Source organism: Cytobacillus oceanisediminis 2691, assembly GCF_000294775.2.
Lineage (GTDB): Bacteria > Bacillota > Bacilli > Bacillales > Cytobacillaceae > Cytobacillus > Cytobacillus pseudoceanisediminis.
Genome location: NZ_CP015506.1, coordinates 3,989,287 through 4,007,107, shown reverse-complemented (window position 1 = coordinate 4,007,107; position 17,821 = coordinate 3,989,287). Strand labels below are relative to the sequence as shown.

At 42.3% G+C, this 17,821-nt stretch carries 15 protein-coding genes; 13 read left to right on the top strand and 2 right to left on the bottom strand.

Going from position 1 to position 17,821, the window contains the following annotated elements:
* Positions 1-2 precede the first annotated feature (2 nt).
* The 5 genes from A361_RS20155 to spo0A all read left to right on the top strand — a co-directional run bounded on the left by A361_RS20155 (position 3) and on the right by spo0A (position 6,348).
* Positions 3-845, top strand: coding sequence for a TlyA family RNA methyltransferase (locus A361_RS20155; protein WP_009332890.1), 843 nt, complete (start codon positions 3-5; stop codon positions 843-845).
* A gap of 268 nt (positions 846-1,113) precedes the next feature.
* A complete protein-coding gene (gene ahrC / locus A361_RS20150; protein WP_009332889.1) occupies positions 1,114-1,563 on the top strand; it encodes a transcriptional regulator AhrC/ArgR in 450 nt (149 codons plus the stop codon).
* Positions 1,564-2,037: 474 nt separating this feature from the next.
* A complete protein-coding gene (gene recN / locus A361_RS20145; RefSeq protein WP_019380198.1) occupies positions 2,038-3,720 on the top strand; it encodes a DNA repair protein RecN in 1,683 nt (560 codons plus the stop codon).
* A 182-nt stretch (positions 3,721-3,902) separates the two neighbouring features.
* Positions 3,903-5,192, top strand: coding sequence for a SpoIVB peptidase (gene spoIVB, locus A361_RS20140; protein WP_019380200.1), 1,290 nt, complete (start codon positions 3,903-3,905; stop codon positions 5,190-5,192).
* A gap of 367 nt (positions 5,193-5,559) precedes the next feature.
* Complete coding sequence (spo0A, locus tag A361_RS20135; RefSeq protein ID WP_019380201.1) at positions 5,560-6,348, top strand: sporulation transcription factor Spo0A; 789 nt, start codon at positions 5,560-5,562, stop codon at positions 6,346-6,348.
* A gap of 132 nt (positions 6,349-6,480) precedes the next feature.
* Here spo0A and A361_RS29155 read toward each other — a convergent pair whose 3' ends face one another.
* Complete coding sequence (locus A361_RS29155; RefSeq protein ID WP_009332885.1) at positions 6,481-6,621, bottom strand: YycC family protein; 141 nt, start codon at positions 6,619-6,621, stop codon at positions 6,481-6,483.
* 19 nt (positions 6,622-6,640) lie between these two features.
* The gene (locus A361_RS20130; protein WP_019380202.1) at positions 6,641-6,877 is read right to left on the bottom strand and encodes a DUF2627 domain-containing protein; all 237 of its coding nucleotides are present in this window, start codon (positions 6,875-6,877) and stop codon (positions 6,641-6,643) included.
* A gap of 154 nt (positions 6,878-7,031) precedes the next feature.
* Here A361_RS20130 and A361_RS20125 point away from each other — a divergent pair, with 154 nt between their 5' ends.
* The 8 genes from A361_RS20125 to A361_RS20090 all read left to right on the top strand — a co-directional run bounded on the left by A361_RS20125 (position 7,032) and on the right by A361_RS20090 (position 17,639).
* Positions 7,032-9,098, top strand: coding sequence for a sigma-54 interaction domain-containing protein (locus tag A361_RS20125; protein WP_019380203.1), 2,067 nt, complete (start codon positions 7,032-7,034; stop codon positions 9,096-9,098).
* Positions 9,099-9,305: 207 nt separating this feature from the next.
* On the top strand, positions 9,306-10,208 hold the full coding sequence (yqiS, locus tag A361_RS20120) for a phosphate butyryltransferase (protein WP_009332882.1): 903 nt from the start codon (positions 9,306-9,308) through the stop codon (positions 10,206-10,208).
* Positions 10,209-10,320: 112 nt separating this feature from the next.
* Complete coding sequence (bcd, locus tag A361_RS20115; protein ID WP_009332881.1) at positions 10,321-11,415, top strand: branched-chain amino acid dehydrogenase; 1,095 nt, start codon at positions 10,321-10,323, stop codon at positions 11,413-11,415.
* Positions 11,416-11,578: 163 nt separating this feature from the next.
* Positions 11,579-12,688 (top strand): butyrate kinase, encoded by a 1,110-nt coding sequence (gene buk / locus A361_RS20110; protein WP_009332880.1) that lies wholly within the window; start codon positions 11,579-11,581, stop codon positions 12,686-12,688.
* 14 nt (positions 12,689-12,702) lie between these two features.
* Positions 12,703-14,124 (top strand): dihydrolipoyl dehydrogenase, encoded by a 1,422-nt coding sequence (gene lpdA, locus A361_RS20105; protein WP_009332879.1) that lies wholly within the window; start codon positions 12,703-12,705, stop codon positions 14,122-14,124.
* Between the two features lie 79 nt (positions 14,125-14,203).
* A complete protein-coding gene (locus A361_RS20100; protein WP_009332878.1) occupies positions 14,204-15,199 on the top strand; it encodes a thiamine pyrophosphate-dependent dehydrogenase E1 component subunit alpha in 996 nt (331 codons plus the stop codon).
* 12 nt (positions 15,200-15,211) lie between these two features.
* Positions 15,212-16,195 carry an alpha-ketoacid dehydrogenase subunit beta gene (locus tag A361_RS20095; protein ID WP_019380204.1) on the top strand — a complete coding sequence of 328 codons (984 nt, stop codon included), beginning with the start codon at positions 15,212-15,214 and terminating at the stop codon, positions 16,193-16,195.
* A gap of 124 nt (positions 16,196-16,319) precedes the next feature.
* Complete coding sequence (locus A361_RS20090; RefSeq protein ID WP_019380205.1) at positions 16,320-17,639, top strand: dihydrolipoamide acetyltransferase family protein; 1,320 nt, start codon at positions 16,320-16,322, stop codon at positions 17,637-17,639.
* Positions 17,640-17,821: the final 182 nt, after the last annotated feature.

Here is a 17,821-nt window from a genome sequence, read left to right as displayed (position 1 = left end):
AAATGAAAACAAAGAAAGAACGATTAGACGTTTTATTAGTTGAAAGAGGTCTTGCTGAGACAAGAGAAAAAGCGAAAAGAGCCGTTATGGCCGGCCTGGTGTTCAGCAATGAAAGCAGGATGGATAAGCCGGGCGAGAAGGTTAGTGCGGACATTCCGCTTACTTTAAAGGGGAAGGTCATGCCTTATGTCAGCCGGGGAGGCTTGAAGCTTGAGAAAGCTCTAAAAGTTTTTAATTTAGAAATCGAAGGCAAGATCCTCCTTGACATTGGGTCCTCAACCGGGGGCTTCACAGATTGTGCCCTGCAGAATGGCGCCAAATTGTCATATGCATTAGATGTCGGATATAATCAGCTTGCCTGGAAATTAAGGCAGGATGAACGAGTAGTGGTAATGGAAAGGACCAATTTCCGGTATGTAACCCCGGCCGATCTTTCAGCCGGTATGCCTGATTTTGCTTCCATTGATGTTTCGTTCATTTCTCTAAAGCTTATATTGCCTGTATTAAAAACGCTGCTTGTTCCGGGCAGTGACACAGTTGCCCTAGTGAAACCCCAGTTTGAAGCTGGACGGGAACAGGTTGGGAAAAAGGGGATTGTCAGAGATCCTAAAGTACATGAAGCAGTGCTTGATAAAATTATCGGATTTGCACTGAGCCTCGGTTATGATGTCAAGGACGTTTCCTATTCACCCATTACAGGCGGAGACGGCAACATAGAATTTCTCCTCCATCTGTATTGGTCAGGCAGCAGAGAGGAAGGAGAAAACCTTCTTAAAGCCCAGACAGATGAAGTTGTAAAAGAAGCCCACGCCGAACTGAAAACGAAGGTTAAAGAAGAGGAATAGGCTGATGCCTGTTCCTCTTTTTAAAAAGGATATATAATGTCTGCTTCGAGAACTATCCAGCGCAAGCAGCCTGCCCTTCGAAGGTTTCAGGTGGGAATGGCCCTTGCGCTTTTCTTAAAGGAATTTGTCGAGTTTGAACGAATAATAATAAATAATATACGGGAAAAATTGTACTTTATTGAGAAAATCAGCTAACATTAGAGTACAAAATACTTTAAATTAATTTTTTTCTGCCCGCTGTTAAGCGGCTGATTATAGAGGTGAAAAAATGAATAAAGGGCAAAGACATATTAAAATCCGGGAGATTATTACAAATAACGATATTGAAACACAGGATGACCTGGTGGATGAATTGAAAAACGCCGGGTTTAATGTAACTCAGGCGACTGTCTCAAGAGATATTAAAGAGCTTCATCTGGTAAAAGTTCCTTTAATGGACGGAAGATATAAATACAGTCTTCCAGCGGACCAGCGCTTCAATCCGCTGCAAAAGCTTAAACGAAATTTAATGGATGCCTTTGTCAGAGTGGATACTGCAGGACATCTCCTTGTAATGAAGACTCTCCCGGGCAATGCCATGGCTATTGGCGCACTTATTGATAACCTTGACTGGGAAGAGATTCTGGGGACAATCTGCGGGGACGACACATGCCTGATCATATGCAAAACCCCAGAAGATACAGAAGCAATTTCAAACCGTTTTCTTGAAATGCTGTAGATAATTCAAGCTCCGAGCGCCGTCGCTTATGCCGATAGGCTGGTGTTCATCGTGTTTCTTAAAAGATAAGAATGTATGAATACTGAAGTTAGATAACTGCCTAGCTCCAGAGACTGCCCCATCGAGGTCACAAGCTTGTCTAGTTGCGGCTCCTAGAGACTCTCAGATCTAAGCCGTTTCCTTACAGAAGAAACGCCTTCTTACAAGAACCGTCTTATGCCTAAGGCCCGCAGGACAAGGAAGGCTTCGTCAGCATAAACATCGCACGACCGAAAGCGGAAGCTTTTAGGAGTGTACGGGTCATGCAGACGTTGCCATAGGACGTGGCGCTTTTAGTCTGTATTCCTTGAAGGGAAGTCGCCTTCACATTTCAAACAAGCCCCCAAAAAGGCAAAGAACGCCTTTCCGGGAGGCACGTCATGTGCTTGTCGGGGTTGGGCAAGGCGCTTGCGCTTTTCTTAAGAGGTGATATGATTGTTAAACGAAATATCCATACGAAATTTTGCCATAATCGAAGCCCTTTCTGTCTCATTTGAAAAGGGCTTAACTGTTTTAACTGGTGAAACAGGGGCGGGAAAGTCCATCATTATCGATGCCATTCACTTGCTGGCTGGAGGCAGGGGATCTGCAGAATTTGTCCGCCATGGTGAGGATAAGGCTGAAATTGAGGGGCTTTTTATCCTGGATGATCTTAAACATCCTTGCTATAAACGGTCTGCTGAATTTGGGATAGAGATTGAAGATGGAATGATTGTTCTCCGCAGAGATATATCAAAGACAGGAAAAAGCGTCTGCAGAGTGAACGGAAAACTTGTCACTATATCTGTATTGAGAGAAATCGGAAGTTCCCTTATTGATATACATGGCCAGCACGAACATCAGGAATTAATGGATGAAACCTTTCATCTTCCTCTCCTCGATCAGTTTGGGGGATCCAAATTATCCGCTGCTTTAACTGAATACCAGGATATCTACAGGTTATATGAAAACACACTGAAAAAGCTTAAAAATTTAAGTGAGAATGAACAGCAAATGGCGCACCGGCTTGATTTAATTCAATTTCAGCTGGATGAAATTCAATCTGCTCAGCTTAAATTGAACGAAGATGAAGATTTGATTGAAGAAAAAAGAAAGCTTTCCAATTTTGAACGTATTTTTGATTCTCTTCAGTCAGGCTATAATGCTCTTCAAGGAGAACAAAAAGGGCTTGATTGGATCGGAATGGTTATGGGCTATATGAATGATGCCGCGGAACTGGACCCCGCCTATAAAGAAATAGCGGAAAATGTGGCAAACAGTTTTTATTTGCTTGAAGATGCAGCGAGATCACTCCGCAATGAAATGGACTTTATGGAATATGATCCCCAAAGACTTAATGAGATAGAAAGCAGATTGAATGAAATTAATGGGTTGAAAAGAAAATATGGAAAAACGGTTGAAGAAGTGCTGGAATACTCTGCACAGATAGAAGAAGAAATTGAAACCCTGCTAAATAAAGAAACCCATATTGATAAGCTGCAAAAGGAAGTTGCTGCCCTGAAAAAAGACCTTCTGGTTGAAGGAGAAGAATTGAGCAAGCTGCGCAGAAAATCTGCCCTTAAACTTACCAAGTTAATTCACAAAGAGCTTAAGGAATTATATATGGAAAAGACAGTCTTTGAGGTCAGATTCTTTTCTGATTCCGAAGTCTTCCTGAAAAACGGAATTGACAGGGCTGAGTTCTACATTTCCACCAATCCGGGAGAACCGCTTAAGCCGCTGTCTAAAATTGCATCAGGCGGTGAATTGTCCCGAATCATGCTTGCTTTAAAGAGCATATTTTCAAAGCATCAGGGTGTCACAAGTATTATTTTCGATGAGGTGGATACAGGCGTGAGCGGCAGGGTTGCACAAGCCATCGCGGAAAAGATTCATCACGTTTCCGTGGATTCACAGGTTCTGTGCATCTCTCATCTTCCTCAGGTTGCGGCCATGGCAGATACTCATTTATTTATTGCTAAAAACACAAAGGATGGGCGGACAAAAACAACAGTAAAACCGCTCACTGAAGATGAGAAAATCAAAGAAATCGGCCGTATGATTTCCGGGGTGGAAATTACTGATTTAACAAAAGAGCATGCGAAAGAGCTGCTGCACCTGGCTAATCAGCTAAAGTAATTTTGATCCATTATAAGGTCTGTTCCCGCCAGCGGCGCTATCAGATCTAATACCTTGAAAAGCTATCCAAAGCAGGATAGCTTTTTTTATGTGAATGGCTGTTATAAATGCCCTCAATGCAGGCAAAATTAAAGATGTAGCCATTTGACGTGGATGGACTAGAAGCGAGGAGAGTGAAAAATTTGACATATGATGTTTTACGCAAAATAATTGGTGGAATTCTCCTTGTTTCATTAATTGCTTTAGGTTTTTCCAAGCCTGTTCAGGAATATTTGCAAGTACCTGCAAATATTACTCTTTTTGAAGGGCAGCAGCTGGACATTGCAAAGGCAGAAGCAGTGTCGGCCGGACTGTCCATAGATAATACAAGTGTTTCACTTAAAGAAGATAACCATTCGATTTCGCTTCATGCAAAAGAAAATGGAAAAAATGAAATGCTTCTCGAACTGGCAGGTTTTCCGATAAAGAAAGTTGATGTTAACGTCTTAAAAGATTTTAAAGTTATTCCAGGAGGTCAATCGATTGGGGTTAAACTGAATACAGTAGGCGTGTTAGTAGTTGGACACCATCAGGTTAATACGGCTGAAGGAAAAGCTTCGCCTGGCGAAACGGCCGGCATAAAAATTGGAGATATCATTACAGAAATCAATGGAACGAAAATAGAAAAAATGTCAGATGTTGCTCCCTTTGTTCAAGAAGCTGGCAAAAGCGGCAATCCGCTCCAAATTATCGTAAGCCGTGAAAGCGGAAAGGTGAAAACAGAGCTGACACCCTTGAAAGAAAACGGGGAAGAAACCTATAAGCTTGGATTATATATACGTGACTCTGCAGCAGGTATTGGGACGATGACCTTCTATCACCCGGAATCGAAAAAATATGGAGCACTCGGCCATGTTATTTCCGATATGGATACAAAGAAGCCAATTGTGGTTGAAGACGGGCAAATTGTCCGATCAACTGTTACTTCAATTGAAAAAGGAAGCAATGGCAATCCTGGTGAAAAACTTGCACGATTTTCTTCAGATAAAGAAATAATCGGGAATATTGTCAGAAATAGTCCATTCGGAATATTTGGGGAATTAAACCGGGATATGAAGAACGGAATTTTTGACAAACCGATGCCTATAGCCTTATCTCATCAAGTCAAAGAGGGCGCTGCCCAAATTTTAACTGTGGTCGACAATGACGAAGTACAATTGTTCGATATTGAAATTGTCAGTACGATTCCGCAGAAGTTTCCGGCAACAAAAGGAATGGTCATAAAAGTGACGGATCAGAAGCTGCTTGATAAAACAGGCGGCATAGTCCAGGGGATGAGCGGAAGCCCGATTATCCAGGATGGCAGGATTATTGGAGCAGTGACCCATGTATTTGTAAACGACCCTACTTCAGGATATGGTGTTCATATTGAATGGATGTTAAATGAAGCAGGTATTGATATATATGAAAAAGCTGAAGAAAAAGCATCCTAATACTGAATGGATCTTAAAAAAGGCGGGTTAAACCCGTCTTTTTTTTACTGCTCTTGCAGTGAAAAAACAGGCCGCATTATAGGCTAAACAAAAACTATGAGTAAAATAGTTATGTTAAAATGAAAATAAAGAATTTTCGACAAAGAAACACGGATTGTAAAGAGTATGACGAAATCGGTCGAAAACAGAAGAAAACAAAAGAATAAATGAGGTTTAGTTGGTTTTTTAAGAAAATTTCAAAAAAGTAGAGGAATTTTTGTTGCATTGTCGAATTTCTCATTTAGAATAGAAAATAGATATCAAAAAGAGCATGTTCGAAAATGAACATTTATTAAAGAGACCATAATTGGACCGAGGAGGAAAGTAAGTGAAGAAAATAAAAGTTTGTGTTGTGGATGATAATAGGGAACTGGTCGGGCTTTTAGAGGAATATATATCTTCTCAGGAAGACATGGAAGTTGCCGGTGTGGCACATAATGGACAGGATTGCCTCGAAATATTAGAGCATACACAGCCCGACGTTCTTGTATTGGATATCATCATGCCTCACTTGGATGGACTTGCTGTACTCGAAAAAATGAGAGATTTAAATTTGAAAACACTCCCTAATGTAATCATGCTCACTGCATTCGGACAGGAGGATGTTACCAAGAAGGCAGTGGATTTGGGAGCTTCATACTTTATCCTTAAACCATTTGACATGGACAATTTGGCAAGTCATATACGCCAAGTCAGCGGAAAATCGAATTCATTTCTCCGCAAACCCGCTCAATCTTACCGTCCTCAGGGAGAAGCAAAGCCTAAGAACCTGGATGCCAGCATCACCAGCATCATCCATGAAATTGGCGTTCCTGCCCATATTAAAGGATACTTATATCTCCGTGAAGCCATTTCAATGGTATACAACGATATAGAACTTCTCGGTTCCATTACAAAAGTGCTGTACCCTGATATTGCTAAGAAGTTTAATACTACTGCAAGCCGTGTGGAGCGTGCAATCCGCCATGCGATTGAAGTTGCGTGGAGCCGCGGTAATATTGATTCCATTTCCTCTCTTTTTGGGTATACAGTCAGCATGACAAAAGCAAAGCCAACCAACTCGGAATTCATTGCAATGGTTGCAGATAAGCTGCGTCTGGAGCACAAAGCTTCTTGAAAGGGTAAGGACTTATAACAAAATCATTTATTTTTTATGCTGCGCTCCTTATGGGGCGTTTTTTTATTGTCCTCAAAATTAAACGGAAACAAAAAAGTTCAGTTTGAAATTTTTCAAACTGAACTTATTAATTTATTTCTTTTCTTCATTCTCAAGCTCCATCATCTTTTGAATCAAAATGTGCTGAGGCATGTGCATGATTTGCTCAAGAGGAAGATTTAGTTTTTCAGCAAGCTTTAATGCTGTTTCCGGTGATAACTGCAGCGGCTTCACTTTTTATCCCCCCACTAACTTATTTGGTTTTAAATCGTTCCTGAACTTTGTTTCTCTTTCGATCGCGATAAAGAATAAATCCTGCGATAAAGCCAAGACCTATGATTAAGAAAAGGAAACCTGAAACAAATTGAAGCCATAAATATGGAAATGGGCTTTGCAGGATGCCAAAGACCATATCTCTCATTAATTTTATCCCATAGACAGCCAATATGCCTGGCAGGAGTAAAATTAATAAAGCAATTAGTCTAATCATAAAAAAATTCCCTTCAAATCGAATTACCTACCGAAATCATAAATCATTAAATAAATTTGTCAAGTACCGCTGCTGTGCTAAAATAAATTCATGAAGAATGTTGCACGGAATAATGTCAAGCGTGCAAGAATTTTCAATGAAAGCAGGTAGAAAAATGCAAACAGTAATGATTGTCGGTGCAGGTAAAGGCGGTACGGCCATCCTTAAAATTATAAAGGAAACGGCTGTTCTGGATGTAAAAGCTATGGTGGACATTAATCCGGGTGCTGAAGGACTTCGGATTGCCAAAGAAAGCGGCATCCCGATTGGCACTGATTGGCGTTATTTTATGGATCAGGATATTGATATCATTATTGAAGTTACCGGAAATGAACAGGTGTTTATCGACATCAGGGAAGCCAGGAGCAAAAATACGGTCCTGATTCCTGGAAGTGTAGCTTTCTTAATCGCGAAATTACTTGAAGAAAAGGAAGAACTGATTTCAAAATTCAGAAATGAAACGTATAAGCATGATTTGATTTTTAATTCGACTGATGACGGTATGATTGTAATCAACAACTTTAGTGAGATTACAGTCTTTAATCGAAGTGCGGAGAGAATGACAGGAATTAAGAGGAAAGACGCTTTAGGGAAAAAAATTAATGAAGTCATTACAGACAGCATGCTTCCCAGAGTTATGGCAACAAGGAGAATTGAAGCGAATCAGGAAATGACTTTGGCAAATGGCCTGAAAATTATTACGACAAGAATACCGATGCTTGGAGAAAATAACGAATTAATGGGTGCGTTTGCTGTTTTTAAGGATATAACAGAAGTAGTCTCGCTTGCGGAAGAAATTACGAATTTGAAAGAGATACAGACAATGCTTCAGGCGATTATTCAATCAAGTGAAGAAGCCATTTCTGTGGTTGATGAAAATGGGAAAGGGATTTTGATCAATCCGGCATATTCGAGGCTAACAGGCCTGGAAGAAGAAAAAGTGATCGGGAAGCCTGCCACAGCTGATATTTCCGAAGGTGAAAGTGTGCATATGAAGGTTCTTCAAACGAGAAGGGCAATGAGAGGTGTGGCCATGAGGGTCGGACCGAAAAGAAAGGATGTTATTGTAAATGTTGCGCCTGTCATTGTTGATGGAAAGTTAAAAGGAAGTGTGGGAGTTATTCACGACGTATCGGAAATTCAGAATCTGAATCGTGAATTAAGCCGGGCAAGACAGATTATCCGTACATTGGAAGCGAAATATTCATTCGAGGATATTATTGGATCATCTGAAGAGATGAAGCTTGCAATTGAACAGGCAAGACTCGGGGCTAAAACTCCAGCTACCGTTTTGCTAAGAGGAGAGTCAGGGACAGGCAAAGAATTGTTCGCCCACGCTATACATAATGCCAGCGACCGAAAATATAACAAGTTTATCAGGGTTAATTGCGCAGCATTATCAGAGTCTCTTCTGGAAAGCGAATTATTTGGTTATGAAGAGGGGGCGTTCTCAGGAGCAAAAAGAGGCGGCAAACGGGGTTTGTTTGAGGAAGCTGATAAAGGCAGTATCTTTCTGGATGAAATTGGCGAGCTGACAGCTAACACTCAGGCGAAACTGCTCAGGGTTCTTCAAGAACATGAAATTACAAGAGTGGGAGGGACCAAGCCCATTTCAATAGATGTTCGAGTTATTGCTGCGACCAATGTGAATTTAGAAAAAGGAATTGCAGACGGCACTTTCAGGGAAGACTTATACTACAGGCTGAATCGAATGCCTATACATATTCCTTCATTAAGACGCAGAAAGGAGGATATTCCTCTTCTATGCAGCAGGCTTATTCAAAAGATCAACCAGGAATATGGACGGAATGTAGAAGGTGTAACAGAACAAGCAGTTAATAAACTAATGGCCTATGATTGGCCGGGAAATGTGAGAGAACTTGATAATATCCTCGGCAGAGCCATTATTTTTATGAACTACAACGAAACAGATATAGAGGAAAGGCATATTCCGGATTTGATAGGTGCCAATAAGCCGTCTCCAAGTGTTGAAACAAGTGAAGGAGCACAAACTAAAACATTAACTCAGCTGGTAGAGCAATATGAGGCAAAAATGATCAGACAAACACTTCACAAGCTGGATGGAAATAAAACCAAGACTGCTAAATCGCTTGGACTCTCTGTCAGGAATCTTTACTATAAATTGGAGAAATACGATATTGCAAAAGATGGCATGCAATAAATTTCACAGTGTGCAATTAATTGCGCACTTTAACTCAGTGAATAAAGCGTTTTCACAGTAATTTTAAGTTGGCACACTTCTTGCAAGTATAATAAACGGATGGACATCAAGAAAAAGGCGCCGGTAATTGTCTAGCACAATCAGCCTGCCCCGCGAGGTGCCGTGGGAGGGCGAGGCGCGCGCTTTTCTAGTAAGGGGGTTGAACAGATGAAATTGGATTCGCTTCTAACGAAAGCAACCCAATATGGTGAGAAAACAGTAGCCGTAGCCGCAGCGGAAGACGAAGAAGTTCTCGAAGCAGTTGCTGAAGCAATTAAGCTGAACTTAGCAAGCTTTTTATTATTTGGGGATCAAGTAAAAATCCGCGAAATCATAAATCGGAACCATAGCGCAGCAGCTGAAAGCCCTAAGCTTGAAATCCTTCATGCAGAATCGCCTGCATATGCTGCAGAATTGGCAGTAAGGGCTGTAAAAGAGCAGAAAGCCAATGTGCTGATGAAGGGAAATATCCCGACGGCAGGTATTTTAAAAGCTGTCTTAAATAAAGAATTCGGCTTAAGAACAGGAAATGTTTTATCACATGTGGCGGTATTTGAGGTTCCAGGTTTTGAACGATTTACGATTGTCACTGATGCAGCAATGAATATTGCACCGGACCTCAATCAAAAAGCACAAATCCTGAAAAATGCAGTTGAAATTGCAAGGAGCATAGGAATAGAAAAGCCTCTTGCAGCCCCGATTGCTGCAGTAGAGGTTGTTAATCCTGCTATGCAGGCAACTCTGGATGCCTCAGCATTAACTCTTATGAACCAAAGGGGCCAGATAAAAGATTGTCTTGTCGACGGTCCCCTGGCTTTGGATAATGCAATTTCTTTTGAAGCGGCTGAACATAAGGGGATCAAAAGTGAAGTTGCCGGACAGGCAGATATTTTATTGGTGCCGACTATAGAAGTTGGGAATACTTTATATAAATCACTTGTCTACTTTGCGAAAGCAAAAGTAGGAGCTGTTATCGCAGGTGCCAAAGCGCCGATCGTTCTTACTTCAAGAGCAGATTCGGCAGAAAGCAAGGTTTATTCCCTTGCTTTAGCGATATGCTCAGCAAAGTAATGGGCTCTGAAAGAAAGAAATTAATTCATTCAGTATTTTATAAATCGTAAATTAAATTTTTTTTAACAAAACGAACATATTACTTTTAAAGAATCCGGGGAGGAATTATAACATGGAAATCTTCAAATACCTAGAAACTTATGATTACGAACAAGTGGTGTTTTGCCAGGACAAACAATCAGGATTAAAAGCTATTATTGCTATTCATGATACCACTTTAGGCCCAGCACTAGGCGGTACACGCATGTGGACTTATGAATCTGAAGAAGCTGCTATTGAGGATGCATTGCGTCTTGCACGCGGCATGACATATAAGAATGCAGCAGCTGGTTTAAATCTTGGAGGCGGTAAAACAGTTATTATCGGCGATCCGCGCAAAGATAAAAACGAAGAAATGTTCCGTGCATTCGGACGCTATATCCAAGGTTTAAATGGACGTTACATTACTGCTGAGGACGTGGGTACTACAGTAGCTGATATGGACCTGATTCATGAGGAAACAGACTATGTAACAGGAATTTCACCTGCGTTCGGCTCTTCCGGCAACCCTTCACCAGTTACAGCTTATGGCGTATACAGAGGTATGAAGGCTGCAGCAAAAGCGGCATTCGGAACTGATTCTCTTGAAGGCAAAACAATTGCTGTTCAAGGTGTTGGAAACGTTGCGTTCAATCTTTGCCGCCATCTGCATGAAGAAGGTGCACAGCTGATTGTTACGGATATTAATAAAGAAGCAGTTCAGCGTGCAGTTGAAGAGTTCGGTGCTAAAGCAGTTGAACCAAATGAAATTTATGGAGTTGAATGTGATATTTATGCTCCTTGTGCTTTAGGTGCGACAGTTAATGATGATACAATCCCGCAGCTGAAAGCAAAAGTAATCGCTGGAGCTGCCAACAACCAGCTTAAAGAAACACGCCACGGTGATTTAATTCATGAGATGGGCATCGTTTATGCTCCTGACTATGTAATTAATGCAGGCGGAGTTATTAATGTTGCGGATGAGCTGTACGGATACAACCGTGAACGAGCAATGAAAAAAGTTGAAACTGTATACAATAATATTGAAAAAGTTATTGAGATTGCTAAAAGGGATGGAATTCCGACATATAAAGCGGCTGACCGCATGGTTGAGGAAAGAATTGAAAGAATGCGTAATTCACGCGGACAATTCCTCCAAAATGGCCATCATATTCTAAGCCGCAGATAAGCTTTAGGGAGGAGTAACTTTCCTGAAATGCAAAGCGCTGAATGGAATATTCAGCGTCTTTGCCTTTAAAAACAGAGTAGAAAAAATGCAGCGGCAGTTAATAGTACCTGAGTAAGAGTATACTTTTACAAGGGAGATTTCCGCTCTTTATGGAGGTTTAAACGTGCTAGAACAAGAACATCGAATTCTCGTCATCAATCCGGGATCCACTTCAACTAAGATTGGAGTTTTCGATAATGAGATCTCTGTCCTGGAGAAGACATTGCGCCATGATGCAGATGTCATTAACTCTTATGAAAGTATTATCGATCAATATGAATTCCGAAAGCAGACCATTCTGGAAACATTGGATCACGAAGGAATCAATATCTCCAAATTAAGTGCAGTGTGCGGCCGCGGGGGGCTGCTGCGACCGATTGAAGGAGGCACATATTCAGTTAATGATGCAATGCTAGAGGATCTTCGTGCCGGTTTTGCTGGTCAGCATGCTTCAAACCTTGGCGGAATACTGGCATATGAGATTGCTTCTGGTTTAAATATTCCTTCGTTCATTGTCGATCCGGTGGTGGTAGATGAATTGGATCCAATTGCCCGAATTTCAGGCTTTTCAATGATAGAAAGAAAAAGTATTTTCCATGCCTTGAATCAGAAAGCTGTTGCCCGGAGAGTAGCCAAAGAACTTGGCAAAAAGTACGGGGAGCTTAACCTAATCGTTACGCATATGGGCGGAGGTATAACTGTAGGTGCTCATAAAAAAGGCAGAGTGGTGGATGTTAATAACGGACTTCATGGAGACGGGCCATTCAGTCCGGAACGGGCAGGTACAGTACCTGCCGGTGATTTGGTGGGACTTTGCTACTCCGGAAGCTTTTATCGTGAAGAAGTGATGAAAAAGCTTGTTGGACAAGGCGGTCTCGTTGGTTACCTGGGAACAAATGATGCAGTAAAGGTTGAAAAGATGATTGAAAGCGGAGATGAGAAAGCAAAGCTTGTCTACTCCGCAATGGCTTATCAGGTGGCTAAGGAAATCGGATCTGCCAGTGCAGTGCTTGGCGGAAAGGTTGATGCCATCATCCTTACAGGGGGTCTTGCCTATGGCAAGGACTTTGTAAACGAAATCAGTGAACGGATTAACTGGATTGCAGATGTCATCGTGCAGCCTGGTGAAAATGAACTGCAGGCACTCGCTGAAGGCGCTCTTCGTGTCCTCCGCGGTGAAGAGACTGAAAAAGAATATCCTGGAAAAAAAGCTGACAAAGCAGCGTTGAAATAGAAGGGGGAAGCAATTTGGCACAGGAATATGATTTGGTGATTTTAGGCGGAGGCACAGGCGGCTATGTAGCTGCCATCCGTGCTTCACAGCTTGGTTTAAAAACGGCAATCGTTGAAAAAGGAAAACTTGGAGGGACTTGCCTTCATAAAGGCTGTATACCAAGCAAGGCTTTATTAAGAAGTGCTGAAGTGTTTGCTACCGCAAAGCACAGTGAAGATTTTGGCGTAGTGACAAGTGATGTATCCATCAATTTCAATAAGGTACAGGAAAGAAAAAATAAAATCGTTGATCAGCTTCATAAAGGTGTTCAGCACTTGATGAAGCAAGGCAAGATTGATGTATTCGAAGGAACAGGCCGCATACTTGGACCATCTATTTTCTCTCCGATGCCGGGCACAATTTCTGTTGAAATGAACAATGGGGACGAAAATGAAATGCTGATCCCTAAAAATGTTATTGTAGCAACTGGATCACGTCCTCGTACTCTGCCAGGATTGGACATTGATGGACAACTTGTAATGACTTCGGATGAGGCTTTAGCTTTGGAAGAAGTGCCAAGCTCCATTATAATTGTTGGCGGTGGAGTCATCGGCATCGAATGGGCATCTATGTTATCAGACTTTGGTGCTGAGGTAACAGTAATCGAATATGCTGACCGCATTATACCTACGGAAGATAAAGAAATTTCAAAAGAAATGCAGCGCCTTATGAAGAAAAAGGGAGTCAAAATTGTAACAGGAGCAAAAGTGCTTCCTGAAACCCTTCAGAAAGGCGACGGAGTTACGATTTCAGCTGAAGTGAAAGGATCTCAGCAGGAATTCTCCGCCGAGAAATTGCTTGTTTCAGTGGGACGTCAGGCAAATACAGAGGGTATTGGCATTGAAAATACTGACATTCAGATAGAAAAGGGATTTATTTTAGCAAATGAATACTTCCAGACAAAGGAATCCCATATTTATGCGATTGGTGACGTCATTGGCGGCCTTCAGCTGGCTCATGTTGCTTCTCATGAAGGAATCGTAGCCGTTGAGCACATTGCCGGCAAGAATCCTTCTCCAATTGACTATAGCCTGGTTTCTAAATGCATTTACAGTTCACCTGAAGCGGCAAGTGTAGGATTAACAGAGGATGAAGCAAAAGAAAAAGGCCATAATGTCAAAACGGGCAAGTTCTCATTCCGGGCAATCGGAAAGGCACTGGTATTTGGTGAATCCGACGGTTTTGTGAAAATTGTGGCAGATAAGGATACCGATGATATCCTGGGTGTCCATATGATAGGCCCGCACGTTACAGACATGATCTCAGAAGCAGGTCTGGCCCGTGTTCTTGATGCAACTCCATGGGAAGTAGCACATACAATCCATCCTCATCCGACGTTATCTGAAGCAATCGGTGAAGCTGCCCTTGCAGTTGATGGAAAAGCTATCCACGGATAAAGTTCCAATTGAATAAACAGAAAAGTCCAGGCTTCTTTTGGGAGCCCGGTGATACATATTAGCTTAGGAGGTTGTATAAATGGCTGAAAACCGACATAAAGATTTAGGTTTAAGTGATGAGAAAGTTCTTGAAATGTATGAGACGATGCTATTAGCTCGCCGTATTGATGAGCGTATGTGGCTTTTAAACCGCGCGGGAAAAATCCCTTTCGTTATTTCTTGCCAGGGACAGGAAGCTGCTCAGGTAGGTGCTGCATTTGCACTTGATCGCGAGAAGGATTATGTCCTGCCATATTATCGCGACATGGGAGTAGTCCTTACGTTCGGCATGACAGCCAAGGAATTAATGCTGTCAGGGTTTGCTAAAGCCGAAGATCCAAATTCAGGCGGCCGCCAAATGCCAGGACATTTTGGTCAAAAGAAAAACCGAATCGTAACGGGCTCTTCACCTGTTACTACACAGGTGCCTCATGCTGTTGGAGTTGCTCTTGGCGGAAAGCTGGAAGGAAAAGATCTGGTAACCTTTGTAACTTTTGGTGAAGGTTCTTCAAACCAGGGGGACTTCCATGAAGGTGCGAACTTTGCAGGTGTTCATAAGCTCCCTGTTATCTTTATGTGTGAGAATAATAAATATGCAATCTCTGTACCGATTGAAAAACAGCTTGCTTGCGAAAACGTATCTGACAGAGCTATCGGCTACGGTATGCCAGGTATAACAGTTGATGGAAACGATCCGCTTGAAGTCTATAAAGCTGTGAAAGAAGCAGCGGACAGAGGCCGCCGCGGAGAAGGGCCGACATTGGTCGAAACCATTTCATACCGTTTAACACCACACTCATCTGATGATGATGACCGAAGCTACCGTGCTCCTGATGAAGTGGCTGAAGCGAAAACAAAAGATCCGATTATTACTTTTGGCGCATACCTGAAAGAAAATGGTGTAATGGATGATGCGATTGAAAAGGAAATTAATGACCGGATTATGAAATTGGTAAACGAAGCAACTGATTATGCTGAAAACGCTCCATATGCAGAAGCGGAATCTGCTTTAAAGCATGTCTATGCTGAACAGTAAGGGGGAGAGAATATGGCTGTAATTTCTTATATCGATGCGGTAACTATGGCAATCCGCGAGGAAATGGAAAGAGATTCAAAGGTATTTGTTTTAGGTGAAGACGTAGGTAAAAAAGGTGGCGTGTTTAAAGCGACACAAGGACTGTATGATAAATTTGGCGAAGACCGTGTAATTGATACTCCGCTTGCTGAATCAGCAATTGCAGGGGTTGGAATCGGTGCAGCGATGTATGGAATGCGCCCGATTGCTGAAATGCAATTTGCCGACTTTATAATGCCGGCGGTTAACCAGATTATTTCTGAGGCAGCACGCATCCGCTATCGTTCCAACAATGACTGGAGCTGTCCGATCGTTGTTCGTGCACCATATGGCGGCGGTGTTCATGGAGCACTATACCATTCCCAATCTGTCGAAGCAGTATTTGCGAATCAGCCGGGACTTAAGATTGTTATGCCTTCTACGCCTTATGATGTTAAGGGATTATTGAAAGCGGCAATCCGTGACGAGGATCCTGTACTGTTCTTTGAGCATAAGCGTGCATATCGCCTGATTAAGGGTGAGGTTCCTGATGATGATTATGTGCTGCCAATCGGAAAAGCGGATGTAAAACGCGAGGGTGAAGATATCACTGTGATCACTTATGGCCTATGCGTTCATTTCGCTCTGCAGGCTGCTGAAAGACTTGCCAAAGATGGCATCTCAGCGCATATCCTTGATTTAAGGACGGTATATCCGTTAGATAAAGAAGCAATTATCGAAGCTGCGACAAAAACAGGAAAAGTGCTTCTTCTTACTGAAGATAATAAAGAAGGCAGCATTATGAGCGAAGTTTCTGCCATTATTGCAGAGAACTGCCTGTTTGAATTGGATGCACCAATCAAACGCGTTGCCGGTCCTGACGTGCCAGCAATGCCTTACGCCCCGACTATGGAAAAATACTTTATGGTTAACCCTGATAAAGTAGAAAAAGCAATGCGCGAATTGGCTGAATTTTAATAAAGGCATTAGTTAATAAAAATGGAAAGAGCAGATGGTGCAGCTTTCCGGCTGGAATTCATACCGGATCAGCTGTACTAGCTGCATGACCCGCAAATGCGGGCAGCTAGAAGGAGGTTACCCAATGGCTATTGAGCAAATTAAAATGCCCCAGCTTGGGGAAAGTGTTACTGAAGGGACAATCAGCAAATGGCTGGTTTCCGTTGGAGATAAAGTAAATAAATATGATCCGCTTGCTGAAGTAATGACTGATAAAGTAAATGCTGAGGTCCCATCCTCTTTCTCTGGTGTAATCAAAGAGTTGGTTGCAGAAGAGGGAGAAACTTATGAAGTTGGCCAGGTTATTCTGACAATTGAAACTGAAGGCGGCGGAGAAGCAGCTCAGGAAGCCCCATCAGAATCTAAAGCAGAGGACAAAGCTGAAGCTGCACCTTCAGGTGTGGCGCCTTCTGCACCAGCGGCACCTATTTCGGCAGATGCTCCAAAAGGAGTCCGCTATTCACCTGCCGTCTTAAAGCTTTCTCAAGAGCATGGCATTGACTTAAACCAGGTGACAGGTACAGGCGGAGGCGGACGCATTACGCGTAAAGACCTTATGAAAATCATTGAGTCCGGAGATATTCCTACAGCGGCAGCTGCTGCATCAGCACCAGCACCGGAAAAGACAGAGGCACCGGCTCCAGCACCTTCCCAGCCTGCACAGAAACAGGCAGCGCCAGCACCTAATGTTCCAGTAATGCCGGGTGATGTTGAAATCCCTGTTACTGGAGTGCGTAAAGCGATTGCAGCCAATATGCTTCGCAGCAAACATGAAGCACCACATGCCTGGACAATGATGGAAGTAGATGTTACAAATCTTGTTGAATACCGTAACAGCATTAAAGGTGAGTTTAAGCAAAAAGAGGGCTTCAACCTTACGTTCTTTGCTTTCTTCGTGAAAGCTGTTGCGCAGGCCCTTAAAGAATTCCCGCAGATTAATTCTATGTGGGCAGGTGATAAGATTATCCAGAAGAAGGATATCAACATCTCCATTGCAGTTGCAACAGATGACGCGTTATTCGTTCCGGTCATCAAAGCAGCTGATGAAAAAACGATTAAGGGTATTGCCCGTGAAATCAATGATCTTGCTTTAAAAGTACGTACAGGTAAATTGACTTCCGCTGAAATGCAGGGTGGAACTTTCACTGTAAATAATACCGGTTCATTCGGGTCTGTCCAGTCAATGGGCATTATCAATTATCCTCAGGCTGCAATTCTTCAGGTTGAATCCATTGTGAAGCGTCCTGTAGTAATGAACAATGGCATGATTGCTGTCCGTGATATGGTTAACCTTTGTATGTCACTCGATCACCGTGTATTAGACGGCCTGGTTTGCGGCCGCTTCCTGCAGCGTGTGAAGGAAATTCTGGAGAACACTTCTAAAGAAAATACAACTATTTATTAGTAATTAAAATTGCCGCTGTCCTGCTTTGGGACAGCGGTTTCTTATTGTTCATTGCTTGTTTCTCTTTTGTATACTAAAATAGGTATATGGAGAATTTAGAATTTTATTATAATTTTCTTGCGGCATTGTTTCTTATAAGAAACGGGTCCGCTGCCGCATGAGGGGAGGGAACGCTGTCAGCT

What these genes read in the sequence shown, in the direction of transcription:
- A361_RS20095 (WP_019380204.1), top strand. Translation starts at nt 15,212, where the DNA reads ATGGCTGTAATTTCTTATATCGATGCGGTAACTATGGCAATCCGCGAG.
- bcd (WP_009332881.1), top strand. Translation starts at nt 10,321, where the DNA reads ATGGAAATCTTCAAATACCTAGAAACTTATGATTACGAACAAGTGGTG.
- A361_RS20155 (WP_009332890.1), top strand. Translation starts at nt 3, where the DNA reads ATGAAAACAAAGAAAGAACGATTAGACGTTTTATTAGTTGAAAGAGGT.
- A361_RS20100 (WP_009332878.1), top strand. Translation starts at nt 14,204, where the DNA reads ATGGCTGAAAACCGACATAAAGATTTAGGTTTAAGTGATGAGAAAGTT.
- ahrC (WP_009332889.1), top strand. Translation starts at nt 1,114, where the DNA reads ATGAATAAAGGGCAAAGACATATTAAAATCCGGGAGATTATTACAAAT.
- yqiS (WP_009332882.1), top strand. Translation starts at nt 9,306, where the DNA reads ATGAAATTGGATTCGCTTCTAACGAAAGCAACCCAATATGGTGAGAAA.
- A361_RS20090 (WP_019380205.1), top strand. Translation starts at nt 16,320, where the DNA reads ATGGCTATTGAGCAAATTAAAATGCCCCAGCTTGGGGAAAGTGTTACT.
- A361_RS20130 (WP_019380202.1), bottom strand. Translation starts at nt 6,877, where the DNA reads ATGATTAGACTAATTGCTTTATTAATTTTACTCCTGCCAGGCATATTG.
- A361_RS20125 (WP_019380203.1), top strand. Translation starts at nt 7,032, where the DNA reads ATGCAAACAGTAATGATTGTCGGTGCAGGTAAAGGCGGTACGGCCATC.